Source organism: Pseudomonas lactis (assembly GCF_001439845.1).
GTDB classification, from domain to species: domain Bacteria; phylum Pseudomonadota; class Gammaproteobacteria; order Pseudomonadales; family Pseudomonadaceae; genus Aquipseudomonas; species Aquipseudomonas lactis.
Window position 1 is genome coordinate 47,993 of the sequence record NZ_JYLO01000001.1, and the last position, 12,407, is coordinate 60,399.

The following is a 12,407-nucleotide window of genomic DNA, read 5'->3' on the forward strand; positions in this document are numbered from 1 at the left end:
GGAAACACGCGTTATCGTTGACGTTTTTCGCGAGCAAGCTCGCTCCTACAGGTGTTACCAAACTTCAAAGATTCTGCAAAAACACCACATACCCCCGAAACCACTCATTGCCCTGCAAATATCCCGGCTCTTGCCATTCCCCGCCCTGAATCAAGCCAATCTTGAACGGCACCCCCAGCCGATTCATCCGCGGCAAATACGCCGCGTAATCCGGGATGCTGTGACGCCCCTGATACGTCTGTACCACCACTTCATCCACCACGCCCTTGAGCTGGGCGATGGCGGCCGGGTCGGCGTTGCTGCTCCAGTCCATCAGGCCGGTGATGCTCAGGCGCAGGTCGGCGGGCAGGCGTTGGCGCAGGTCGCGCAGGAAGTCGGCGTATTCGTGCAGGTATTGGGTGCGGGCATCGAAATCGATCTGGATACCGATCACTGGGTTGCCGGCGTCTCGCCAGCGTTGCACCTGGCCCAGCACCTGGGTGTAGACCCGTTCCGGCCAGCGCAGGGTGTGGGCGCGGTACACCACCCAGACGTGGCCTTGAGTAATGCGCGGCACGCTCATGCCCTGGGCGATGAGTTGTACGCCGCGCTGGGGCGCGCGGCGGGTGGAGTTGATCTGGCCTTGCAGGATGTACAGGGTTTTTGCCTGCTTGATCACTGGCTGCGGCGTGACACCGCTCCACAGCCAGAAGGCGTCATAGTCCCCGGCGTTAACGGCGCCAAAAGCCGGGCTTGCCAGCAACAGCAAGCCTAGCCACAGCGGCTTCACCAGTAGTACTGCAGCGATTTGCCCCACTGGGTATCGGCAAAACCGGTTTTGAGTTGGCGGAACCAGGCTTTGCGCACCGCTGGCGCGACATCTTCGCCGCCGCAGCTGTTGTAGCCGGCCGGCGCGTAGCAGTTGATGGCGCGGAACAACGCGTAGGCCTTGTCGGTTTTCGGCGCCTTGGCGTTGGCGATCACCTGTTTGTAGCCGTCCAGGCGCGAGAAGGTTTCACCCTTGAAGTCCGAGGCGGTGCTGCCCAGGCTGCCGGCGGCGCGGGGTTGTTCCAGGGGCATGCCGTCCAGGCCGTTGCGCAGGATGAACTCGCCGAAGCAGTTCAAGGCGTGCGGGTTTTTGGCCTCGTTCTGCAAGGTCGTCGCGGTTTGCGCGATGCTTGGGCAGGCGTAGCCGGATTCGGCCTTGTCGCCGTTCCATTGGAACAGCTTCAAGGTCTGGCCGCTGGTATAGGTGTAGCCCAGGCTGGTGCCGAGCTTGTCGTCAGAGAGCGAGGCCTGCTTGAGGTCATCGGCGAAGGTGGCGTACTGGCCGCGCAGCAGGTCTTTGTAGAGCAGCACGAATTGCGCACTCTGGCGCTCGATCGGGTCGCTGGCGTTGGCGATCTGCTGACGCAGCAGATCGGGGCCGGCGACGTTGCGCAGCAGGATGTAGCGCACTTGCTTGGCGCTGATCGGCGAGTCGGCGGCGAACACCTTGGCCAATTGGCCGCTGCGCTCGTAATTCATGGCCAGGGCCAGTTCCAGCTGGTCGCGTTGCAGCGGCTGCTTGGCCAGCGGCAGCAGTTGCAGCCACAGGGCTTCGGCGGCCCTCCAGTCCTGCTTGGCTTCCAGGGCCAGGGCGCGCAGGGTCTGTTGGCTGAAGGCGAAGTAATCCAGGCTCGACGGCACATCCGCCGGCAGGTGCTTCAAGGCCGCGTCGGGTTGGTGTTCGACGTACAGGGCATAGCTCGCTTGCAGGAAGTCAAACAGCGCCGGCTCAGTGGCGAAGGTGCTCTTTTGCTTATCCAGGTCTTCACGGCTCAACAGCGGCGGAGTGTGTGCGCGCATCGCCATCAGGTCGCTGACCACTTGCAGCATGGGGCTGTTCGCGGCTTTGTTGCCGACCATCAGTAACTTGAGGTCGGCCTCTTCCACCAGTTCGTCCACGCTCACATTGCGCTGGGCGTCGGTGGCCTCGGTAAATTGCCAGGTGAAGTCTTCGGCAAGCTTGGCGTCGTCGTTCGCCAGCCAGTGCACACGGCGCAACAGGCCACGGGCGGACGCAACGTAATCGCCCTGTGGATAATGTTTCAGGTAACTGAGAAAACCTTCTTCGGCATCGCTCAAGGCCGACTTATCCACATGCTCGCGCTGCGGCATGCCGTATTCGTCGAAGGCTTCGGCCTGGGCCTGATTCAGCGACGTACGCGCAGTCATGTACAGCGCTGTTTCCTTCAGCCATGGCACATCGCTGGTGGCGGCGGCGGCGAACCCGCGCTCGGCGTAATCGAAGCGCCCGCTGTAGAAATCGCCGGCGGCCTGCAAATAGGTACGAAACAACTGGGCGTTGGCCGAGGGGGTCAGCTGTGCGTCCACCACCTGGCGGCTCCAGTCACAGGTGGTCAGTAATTGCAGGCGTGCTTTGACCAACACATCGCGCTCGGCGGGTGGCATCTGGGCCTTGATCACCTGGCTGATAAACGCCGTGGCGCTGTCATCGTCATTGCTGCGGCAACGGCTGCCTTCGCCATTCAGGAAGGCCTGGCCTGCGGTCTTGTACTCCTCGCGCTTGATACCCAGGGGCTGGAGCAGCGTGTCGAGTTCGGCTGTGCGTGAATCGTCAGCCTTGTTATCTGGCTCCTCAGCCGTGGCCGCAACCGGCACCAGGCGATACACCGGAAACGGCACCGGGCCGAAGCCTTGGGCCAAGTCGTCTTCGCCCAAGGCATTGGGGGCCAGGGGCGCGGCTTTTTTGTCGGCCAGCAACAGGCGCAGGTTCACCCGGCTGTCGTTACCAGGGCTGAGAAACGGTTGGTTGCTGCACGGCTCGTAGCCGTCACGCGATACCCGCCAGTCGGGGTAGCACGAGTCGTCAGAACTGGCCTGGGCCGGTAGGGAAAAACCGGCCAGCAGGGCCAGGGCCAGAGGTGACAGCAAACCGATACGCATAACGTTTCCTTGATCCTGAGTCCTTGGAGAAGGGGCAATAATAGCCTGATCCGACGAGTGCTTCGGTGAAGGCCTACACAAATTGCTGATTTGTCCGATTCCAGCGACGAGGCCAGGGCTTTTGGCCTAGAGTGGCGGTGTTTGCGCATGCGCAGTGTTTGTCCTGTAAGAGGGCAGTAGTAGCGGAGTCGATATGCGTCGGTCTGTGGTAGAGCAACACGAAAAAGTCGGGGCATTGCCTGCCTTCCATCGCTTGACCTGGGAAGGTGCCGGCTGGCTCAGCCGCCTGTGGTGGGTACCGATCCTGGCGCTCGCCATGGCCCTGCGGTTTTACCACCTCACCTCGGCGGCGATCTGGGGCGACGAAGGCTCAAGCCTGTTGCTCAGCGAATACGCCCTGGCCGACCTGTGGTTTCACGCAGCCCATGATGTGCACCCGCCGCTGTATTTCTTGCTGCTGCGCGGTTGGATCGAGGTGTTCGGCGATAGCATCGGCTCGATTCGCAGCCTGAGTGCGATCCCCGGTGTGGCCGTAGTGGGCCTGGGCATCTGGCTGACACGGCAACTGTCCACCCGCCGCGCGGCTGTGCTGGCGGGGATCCTGCTGGCTCTACTGCCCACGGCGGTGCGCTACAGCCAGGAAGTGCGCATGTATTCGCTGCTGGGCGTGTGGCTACTGGGCGCCACGCTGGCACTGGTGTACTGGGTGAGGCAGCCCGAGCGCGCGCGTTATTTGGCTGTATATGTGCTGTTAATGAGCGCCGGGTTCTATACCCACTACTTCACCGCGCTGTGCGTGCTGGTGCATTGGGCGTACCTGGGGTTGCAGGCGCCAGGTCAGCGCTTGATCACGCGGCCTGCCTGGTGGGCCGCCAACGTGGCGATAGTGTTGTTGTATCTGCCCTGGCTGCCCAACCTGCTGGATTTGGTGCAGCACGTCGAACAGCTCAAAGTCGGCGGCGACATTGGTTGGGAAGAGCCGGTCAACCTGCTGTCCCTGCCGTCGATGGTCTGGCAGTTTCTGTTGCAGGATGACGGTCTCGGCCTGTGGCCGCCGCTGTTCTGGCTGTTCCCCCTGCTGCTGGCCGTGGTGGTTGTACTGGCGGCCTGGCGCAACCCCGCGGCGCGCCTGCCTGCCCTGTTTTGCCTGCTGCCGCTGCTGCTGGTCTATGGCGTGTCTTTTATCTCGCCGGTGTTTATCGAGCGCTACCTCACGGTGTATGCGTTGGGCCTGCCGATAGTCCTGGCGCTTGCCATCGACCGTTTGCCGCCCCGTTTGTCCTGGCTGGGCGTGGCGTTGTTCGCACTGTTTGTTGGCGTAGAACTGTTGGGGCTAAAGAACAACTTCGAAGTGGATGAGCACGACCAGTTCAACGTGCCGGTGGAGTTCGTCAATCGCAACTATCAGGAAGGCGACCGCATCGTCCTGAGTGACATGATGTGGTACCTCAGCTACGTGTATTACGACCAGACCGACGCCCAACTGCAGCTCTACACGCCGCCCAAGCCCGACGGCACTGCCACTCGCCCGAACGCCTATGGTTTCGGCACACTGGTGGACCAGGACGGTGGCCGCATCTATCTGGACCGCCTCTCAGCACTGCCTGCTCAAACGCGACGGGTATGGTTGATCAGCAGCAACGAAGCCCCGGATGAATTCGCGCCACTGCCCAACGGCTGGCGCGAACTCAGTCGCCAGGACGGCGGTGGCGCCAGGGCCCGGTTGTTCGTGCTATGCAACGCACCGGCGCCGCAACCTGAAGGCTGCCGCTAGACTCACTTCAACCTACTGATGAGGAGCCTTTCATGGAATCGCCACTGCACAGCTTGCCGGCTTTGTTCAAACAGCTTGGCTTGCCGGATGACCCGGTCAGTATTGAGCAATTTGTCGCCTCTCATTCGCCGCTCAAGCCGGATTTGAAACTGGCGGAGGCGTTTTTTTGGAGCGACGCCCAGAAGGCATTTTTGCGTGAAGAGATTCTGGAGGATGCGGATTGGGCGGTGGTGGTGGATGAGTTGAATCTGATCTTGCGGGGTGGGCGAGGGGTGCAAAAAAAATAGCTGCCAGGCTCTAACTTGAAAAAATCTGGTAAGGGTTGAAAAAAATTTGGTTTTGACCGCGCAAATTATTTTTTTCTGAAAAAGCCCGGATACGAAAAAATATGGGAAACGTCCTATTTTTCATGGGGAAATGGACTATAGCCGCCGCAGACGGTTTTCCTTATCAAAGGGATATCTCCTATTGATGAGCGGGTGCGACATGCAAAAGCTAATTCCGCGCGGAAAACTACAGAGTTTTGATCCTTCGACTATTGAACTCATAAGTCCATTTTCTGCGACGTCAATTGTTGAATTTCATCTTCCGTTTACTTCTGGTTTGCTTGGGCTGTCTGAGCTTATTAAAGAGTGTGATGTAGGTTTAAATTCGTGTGTAAATTGGAAGGTGCGAAAAACGATACTTGACAAGATTAAAAGCGGAGAGTGGTTGCTTGTTTCAGAACGGACGGGGGCTTTGAATCACTTGCATGCACAGCGATGTATTCCAAGTGGGTTCTCTTCTGGCCGGTTTGAAAGCGAGGAGGAGGTAGGGCCGGGAAAATGGGCTTTTTTCAGCATTGACTATGACGCAGTGAAGAACACCGCGATTATAGCTGCCAATCGTTTAGGGTCTATGGGTGACCAAGGTCGAGTATTTGGTTCTGACGGCAAAGATTTAGCAAACACGACCAGAACACTTATCCAGCAATGGGTACCACTGAATGATTTCGAAGAGCACCGCATCGCCGACTCTGCCGTACGTCGATATGGCGAGCTTCGGCATACTCCGCACAGGTTTCTGGAGGGCGAGGACAAGTGGCAGATTGGCGGGAAATCATGGCACTGGCAGCCAGTCACACCAGATGAGGCGTATGAAAAAAAGGAGGGGGCAAAATGAGCCGTCGCAGAATTTGGCTGTTTTGGGGAGCGATGGATGCGATTTATCTCATTTGGTATGCGTCCAATAGTTTTTTAAACAATAGAATTCCGTATCTAAGTGATGTGATAAGCGCTTCAAATATTTTGCGAGCGCACGGTGATGTGCAAATAGTTATGTTTGTGGGCGCGTTGGTTTTACAGGCCTCAATTTTTGCATCCTGCGCCATGTTTTTTCTTCAGAAAAAATCAGTCGTGTGGCTTGTCTTTTTTCAAACCCCCTTACGACTTGTGCTCGTTATCCCCTCCGTTTCGCTCCTGTTGATTGGCGCTCGAGTTTTGCCGCAGTACAACGTACTGGCAATGGCTGGATTGATCGGTGCATCGGAGATTTTAAAAGTCTGGAGCGTGTGGCGATGGGGCAAAAAATGCTGACGCTGACCTAGTGTGGGAGCGGGCTTGCCCGCGAAGGCGGCGTGTCAGTCACTGAATATTCAACTGAACCACCGCTTTCGCAGGCAAGCCAGCTCCCACATTTTGTTTGTCGTATGACGAATATCAGCGATTTGCTGATGCCTACCCTAAAACCCGCTTTACTCAAGCCACATCCCACCACTCATCTGCGAAATTGTTTCAAAACTTGACGGCGAACCCTTCCTCCACCATATTGATAGTTAGCAAACTAACTGTATGCGAACTATCCAGTGCCTCAATCCCTCGAACAACTCCAGATGAGCCTCAGCAGCAGCATGGTGGTGGGCGCCCGTAATTGGCGCAAAATCTGCCAGACCACGCTGGTGAGCTATGGCATCTCCGAAGCCTGCGCCGTGCCGTTGTTGATGATCGGTCGCTTGGGCGACGGTGTGCATCAGGTCAAAGTAGCCCAGGCGTCCGGTATGGAAAGCCCATCACTGGTGCGCCTGCTCGACCGGCTGTGCGGTGACGGCTACGTCTGCCGCACCGAAGACATCCACGACCGCCGCGCCAAGGCCCTGAGCCTTACCGAGCGTGGCCGTGAGTTGGTGCAAGCGGTGGAAGCGCAACTGGTGCGCCTGCGCAAGGATGTGTTAGCAGATATCGCCCCCGACGATCTGCAAGCCGCACTGCGTGTCTTGCGCGCCTTCGAAGCGGCTGAGGCTGTGTCGTCTTGAACGGATTTTTTACCGGCTTCCCGCCTGCCCGCGACTGGTTCTACGGGGTGCGTACCTTCGCCGCGTCGATGATCGCGCTGTACATCGCCATGCTTATGCAAATGCCGCGTCCGTACTGGGCGATGGCCACGGTGTATATCGTCTCCAGCCCGTTTGTCGGCCCTACCAGTTCCAAAGCCCTGTACCGCGCCATCGGCACCTTGATGGGCGCGGCGGCGGCGGTGCTGTTTGTGCCGATGTTCGTGCAGTCACCCTACATTCTGGTGGTGGTGATTGCGTTGTGGACCGGCACTTTGCTGTTTCTGTCCATGCACCTGCGCACCGCGAATAACTACGCCCTGATGCTGGCCGGCTACACCTTGCCGCTGATTGCTCTGCCGGTGGTGGATAACCCCTTGGCGGTCTGGGATGTGGCGGAGGCGCGTACCGAAGAAATTTTCCTCGGCATCGCGGTCGCGGCGGTGGTGGGCGCGATGTTCTGGCCCCGGCGCCTGATGCCGGTGTTCGATGGCTCGGTGGCCAAGTGGTTCAGCGACGCGCAGGTCTACAGCCAGCGCTTTCTCAGCCGCAAGGTCGACCCCGAAGAAGTCAGCAACCTGCGCGGCGGCATGGTCGCCACCTTCAACACCCTCGAATTGATGATCGGCCAACTGCCCCACGAAGGCGCGCGCCCGCAGACGGTGCGCAACACCAAGGAACTGCGCGGGCGCATGATTCACCTGCTGCCGGTGATCGACGCGTTGGATGATGCGGTGTACGCCATTGAGCACCGTGCGCCGGAGTTTCTCGATCAGCTCACGCCGCTGTTGGAAGAGGCCAATGCCTGGCTGCAAAGCACCACCGAACAAGCGCCCCTGGATCGCTGGCGCGTGCTGCGTGACAAGATCGACGCCGCGCAACCCCAAGGCGAAGCGCTGGATGACCGTCACACCTTGCTGTTCTCCAACGCCCTATACCGCCTGGGCGAATGGGTCGACCTGTGGCAAGACTGCCGCAGCCTGCAAGCCGCCATTCAGTGCGAAAGCCAGGACACCTGGCGCGCTGTCTACCGCCACTGGCGCCTGGGCCGGCTCACGCCATTCCTCGACCGTGGGCTGATGTTCTACTCGGCGTTTTCCACCGTCACCGCAATCATTGTCGCTTCGGTATTGTGGATTCTGCTGGGCTGGACCGACGGCGGCAGCGCTGTAATCCTCGCCGCCGTGGCGTGCAGCTTTTTCGCCTCGATGGACGACCCGGCACCGCAGATCTATCGGTTCTTTTTCTGGACCGCCATGTCGGTGCTGTTCGCCAGCCTGTATCTGTTTCTGGTGCTGCCCAACCTGCATGACTTCCCCATGCTGGTGCTGGCCTTCGCCGTGCCGTTTATCTGCATCGGCACGCTTACGGTGCAGCCACGTTTCTACCTGGGCATGTTGCTGACGCTGGTCAATACGTCGTCCTTCATCAGCATCCAGGGCGCCTATGACGCCGACTTTCTCAACTTCGCCAACGTCAACCTGGCGGGGCCGGTGGGCCTGCTGTTCGCGTTCGTGTGGACCTTGATCGCCCGACCCTTCGGCGCTGAACTGGCGGCCAAGCGCCTCACCCGTTTCAGCTGGCGCGACATCGTCAGCCTCACCGAGCCTGCCACCCTGGCCGAGCACCGGCACATGGCCGCACAAATGCTCGACCGCCTGATGCAGCACCTGCCGCGCCTGGCCCTCACCGGCCAGGACACCGGCATCGCCCTGCGCGACCTGCGCGTGGCGCTGAACCTGCTCGACTTGTTGGCCTACTCGCCACGCATCCTCGGTGTGCCACGGGTGTTGCTCAACCAGGTGGTGGAAGGCGTGGGCGGTTACTTCAAGGCGTGCCTGAAGGCGGGTGAACGCTTGCCCGCGCCCAGCGGTCTGCTGATGACCCTGGACCGCACGCGCCGTGCCCTCAACGGCCAGGGCCTGCAAGACGAAGACGACACCCGCCTGCACCTGCTGCACGCCTTGGCCGGCCTGCGCCTGGCGTTGTTGCCCGGTGTGGAATTCATTGGCGGCACGGAAATGGAAGCGCCGCTACCCGATGGAGCGCCTTTATGATCGGTGACCTGGATATCAGCGGGGTGTTCCTGCCCACGCTGCTAGTGCTGATGGGCATTACTTATGTGTTGTTTCTGGTGGTGCACGGGCTGTTGACGCGCATGCACTTCTATCGCCTGGTCTGGCACCGGGCATTGTTCAATGTGGGGCTCTACGCGCTGTTGCTGGGCGCTGTGGACTCACTCAGTCGATATTTGATGACATGAAAAAACCTTTTTTGACTATCGGCCGTGTCGTCCTGACGTTGTTGGTCGTGAGTTTCGCGGTCGTCGTGGTGTGGCGCATGGTCATGTATTACATGTTTGCGCCCTGGACCCGTGACGGCCACATCCGTGCCGACATCGTGCAGATCGCTCCGGACGTGTCCGGGCTGATCCAGCGCGTGGACGTGCGCGACAACCAGTTGGTGAGCAAGGGCCAGGTGCTCTTCGCCGTTGACCAGGACCGCTTCAAGCTGGCCCTGCGCCAAGCCCAGGCCGCCGTGGCCGACCGCCAGGAAACCCTGGCCCAGGCCCAGCGCGAATACAAGCGTAACCGTGGCCTGGGCAACCTGGTGCCCAGCGAGCAACTGGAAGAGAGCCAGTCCCGCGTCGCCCGCGCCCAGTCGGCCCTGGCCGAAGCCCAGGTGACAGTGGACTCCGCCCAACTCAACCTCGACCGCTCGGTGATCCGCAGCCCCGTGGACGGCTACGTCAACGACCGCGCACCGCGTACCCAGGAATTCGTCACCGCCGGGCGCCCGGTGCTGTCGGTGGTGGACAGCAATTCCTTCCACATCGACGGTTACTTCGAAGAGACCAAGCTCGACGGCATCCATGTCGGCATGGGCGTGGACATCCGTGTGATCGGCGACAATGCGCGCCTGCATGGCCACGTGCAAAGCATCGTCGCCGGTATCGAAGACCGCGACCGCAGCAGCGGCTCCAACCTGTTGCCCAACGTCAACCCGGCGTTCAGTTGGGTGCGCCTGGCCCAGCGGATCCCGGTGCGTATCGCCTTTGATGACGTGCCGGCGGACTTTCGCATGATCGCCGGGCGCACCGCGACGGTGTCGATCATCGACGACAAGGTCAAAGACGGGGACAAACCATGAAGCGGCTTCTGGCAACCGCTTCCCTGGGGTTGTTGCTGTCGGCCTGCCAAGTGGTGGGGCCCGATTACAAACTGCCGGAACAGGCCGCCGTCAACCGTGGCGACCTGCAAGGGCCGATCATGGGCGAGGGCAGCAACGTCGTCTCGGCACCGGTGCCGGCCGATTGGTGGAAGCTGTACAAAGACCCGCGCCTGGACGAACTGGTGCGCCAGGCCATGGCCTCCAACACCGACCTGCGCGTGGCCGCCGCCAACCTGCAGCGCTCGCGTTACCAGGTGCAGCAGGCTGAATCCGCTGGCGGCTGGAGTGCCGGCGTCAAGGCCGAGGCCCAGCGCTTGCAGGAGTCTGGCGAGGCCTTCTTGCTGCCGGACAAAGTCCCGGTCGGCAATATCGGTAGCGTCGGGATTACCACGTCTTATCAATTCGACCTGTTCGGCACCTTGCAGCGTGGCATCGAAAGCGCCCAGGCCAGCGCCGACGCGACCCAGGCCGCGGCGGATATCGCCCGCATCACCCTGGTGGCCGATGTGGTGCGCTCCTATACCCAGGTGTGTGCGGCCAACGAAGAACTGGCGATTGCCAACGAGTCCCTCGACCTGCAAGCCCAGAGCACCAAACTGACCCAGCGCCTGCGCGATGCCGGGCGGGGCGATGAGACTCAGGTGACTCGCTCGCAAACCCAATACAAATCCTTGCGCGCCGACATACCGCGCTATGAAGCCTCGCGTCAGGCGGCGCTGTTCCGGCTGTCGATGTTGCTGGCCAAACCGGTCGACCAACTGCCAGCCGGCACGGGCACCTGCGCTGAGCTGCCGCATATCGCTCAATTGCTGCCAGTAGGCGACGGCGCCACGCTGCTCAAGCGCCGCCCTGATGTGCGCCAGGCCGAACGCCAATTGGCCGCCGCCACGGCACGCATCGGCGTGGCGACCGGCGCGTTGTACCCGGATATCAGCATCGGCGCCACGGTCGGCACCGTCGGCTTGCTGGAAAACCTCGGCACGCCTGCTACCAACCGCTGGGGCTTTGGCCCAATGATCAGCTGGACTGTACCGACCAACGGTGCCCGCGCCCGCGTGCATGAAGCTGAAGCCGCGACCCAGGGCGCCTTGGCCCACTTCGACGGCGTGGTGCTCAACGCCATCCGCGAAACCCAGACCGGCCTGGCCCAATACACCGCCGTGTTGCAACGCCGCGACGCCCTGGCCGACGCCGAACAGTCGGCGCGAGAAGCCGCCGGCCAGACCCATCGCTTCTTCCAGGCCGGCCGCGAATCCTTCCTGGCCGACCTGCAAGCCACGCGCACCTACACCGATATGCGTGCGCAACTGGCGGCGGCCAACACCCAGGTTGCCATGAGCCAGATCGATCTGTTCCTGGCCCTGGGCGGCGGTTGGGAAAGCGGACGAACGCAAGGGGTAAAACCCGGCAAACCGTGAGGTGATTGCTATGCTTTGTCAGGTGAGGCGTCGTGACGCTTCACCCGACAAAGCTCGCGTTTGCTCATGGGGATTCCAAGAATGAAAAACCCTTATGCTCCCGCTTTCTGGTGCGTGCTCTTCGCACTGGTTTTGTTATCGGCCGCGTATTTTTACGGCGTCATGCTCGCCCATCAACTCGACAAGGCCATGGTGTTCCTCGACAGCGCCTGCCTGGTGATCGGCACCTTATCCATCGGCGTGGTGGCCTGGGCGTCGTATCAAAACCAGCGGGTGAAGAAAAAACTCCTCGAACAGGGCAAGACCCGCGTGGCGATCTGGGACACCAAGGTCGCCCTGCGCCGCGTCGAAACCGTGTTCGACCGCTATTTCTGGGGCAGTTACTGGCAGCCGGGGCGCACGTTCCAGGAAGTCATGGGCGACCTCACCGGCACGCCGCTGGAAAAAAGCCTCGAAGTCCTGAAAAAACAATGCGTGCTGCTGGACCGACAGGTTGCTGACGGTAGGCACTGGCTGGATAACGCGCGGGAATTGTCCGACGTGGCCACGCAAATGGCCCGCGAGCGCTACCAGCTGGACTTTTGCGACCCCAAGGCCGACACCCCCGGCAATGCCGTGATACACCGCGAGTTCGAGGTGCTGGTGTACACCTGGACCGCGCGCTTGAAGAGTTTTGATCACCAACTGGATGAAGTCGAACAAGAGTACTCCTGAACTCCTGCTGAACTGATCCCTCTGAAAGGCTGGGCCGTTTACGCCCGCCAGTGCTAATCTTCCCCCGTTTTCGGCGGGCTTGAGCCAATCCCCT

Annotated in this window: 12 protein-coding genes; 10 read left to right on the plus strand and 2 right to left on the minus strand. The window is 60.7% G+C overall.

All coding sequences use genetic code 11. The annotated features are described in order from the left end of the window. Positions 1 to 64: 64 nt before the first annotated feature. Together TX24_RS00125 and TX24_RS00130 are read right to left on the minus strand one after the other, a co-directional pair. The gene (locus TX24_RS00125) at positions 65 to 769 is read right to left on the minus strand and encodes a DUF3142 domain-containing protein (protein WP_003187458.1); all 705 of its coding nucleotides are present in this window, start codon (positions 767 to 769) and stop codon (positions 65 to 67) included. Beyond that, on the minus strand, positions 766 to 2,928 hold the full coding sequence (locus TX24_RS00130) for a PA5441 family protein (RefSeq protein WP_003187459.1): 2,163 nt from the start codon (positions 2,926 to 2,928) through the stop codon (positions 766 to 768). Before TX24_RS00130 ends, TX24_RS00125 begins: the two co-directional genes overlap by 4 nt. A gap of 193 nt (positions 2,929 to 3,121) precedes the next feature. Here TX24_RS00130 and TX24_RS00135 point away from each other — a divergent pair, with 193 nt between their 5' ends. From TX24_RS00135 to TX24_RS00180, 10 genes are all read left to right on the plus strand, one after another. Then, entirely contained in the window at positions 3,122 to 4,702 is a 1,581-nt protein-coding gene (locus TX24_RS00135; protein ID WP_057709494.1) for a glycosyltransferase family 39 protein, read from the plus strand. Between the two features lie 32 nt (positions 4,703 to 4,734). Beyond that, positions 4,735 to 4,989, plus strand: coding sequence for a DUF2789 domain-containing protein (locus TX24_RS00140; RefSeq protein ID WP_057709495.1), 255 nt, complete (start codon positions 4,735 to 4,737; stop codon positions 4,987 to 4,989). Positions 4,990 to 5,188: 199 nt separating this feature from the next. After that, positions 5,189 to 5,863: a hypothetical protein gene (locus TX24_RS00145; protein ID WP_057709496.1), complete on the plus strand. Its 675-nt coding sequence runs from the start codon at positions 5,189 to 5,191 to the stop codon at positions 5,861 to 5,863. Beyond that, positions 5,860 to 6,276 carry a hypothetical protein gene (locus TX24_RS00150; protein WP_057709497.1) on the plus strand — a complete coding sequence of 139 codons (417 nt, stop codon included), beginning with the start codon at positions 5,860 to 5,862 and terminating at the stop codon, positions 6,274 to 6,276. Before TX24_RS00145 ends, TX24_RS00150 begins: the two co-directional genes overlap by 4 nt. Before the next feature lie 296 nt (positions 6,277 to 6,572). Further along, complete coding sequence (locus TX24_RS00155; RefSeq protein WP_003187465.1) at positions 6,573 to 6,992, plus strand: MarR family winged helix-turn-helix transcriptional regulator; 420 nt, start codon at positions 6,573 to 6,575, stop codon at positions 6,990 to 6,992. After that, positions 6,989 to 9,067, plus strand: a complete 2,079-nt coding sequence (locus TX24_RS00160; RefSeq protein WP_003187466.1) for an FUSC family protein — start codon at positions 6,989 to 6,991, stop codon at positions 9,065 to 9,067. Before TX24_RS00155 ends, TX24_RS00160 begins: the two co-directional genes overlap by 4 nt. Next, complete coding sequence (locus TX24_RS00165) at positions 9,064 to 9,273, plus strand: DUF1656 domain-containing protein (RefSeq protein ID WP_003187469.1); 210 nt, start codon at positions 9,064 to 9,066, stop codon at positions 9,271 to 9,273. The genes TX24_RS00160 and TX24_RS00165 overlap by 4 nt, the downstream gene beginning before the upstream one ends. After that, complete coding sequence (locus TX24_RS00170) at positions 9,270 to 10,160, plus strand: efflux RND transporter periplasmic adaptor subunit (RefSeq protein ID WP_003187470.1); 891 nt, start codon at positions 9,270 to 9,272, stop codon at positions 10,158 to 10,160. The genes TX24_RS00165 and TX24_RS00170 overlap by 4 nt, the downstream gene beginning before the upstream one ends. Next, positions 10,157 to 11,599 carry an efflux transporter outer membrane subunit gene (locus TX24_RS00175; protein ID WP_003187472.1) on the plus strand — a complete coding sequence of 481 codons (1,443 nt, stop codon included), beginning with the start codon at positions 10,157 to 10,159 and terminating at the stop codon, positions 11,597 to 11,599. Before TX24_RS00170 ends, TX24_RS00175 begins: the two co-directional genes overlap by 4 nt. Before the next feature lie 81 nt (positions 11,600 to 11,680). Further along, positions 11,681 to 12,313, plus strand: coding sequence for a hypothetical protein (locus tag TX24_RS00180; protein WP_019819550.1), 633 nt, complete (start codon positions 11,681 to 11,683; stop codon positions 12,311 to 12,313). The last annotated feature ends 94 nt before the right edge of the window (positions 12,314 to 12,407 follow it).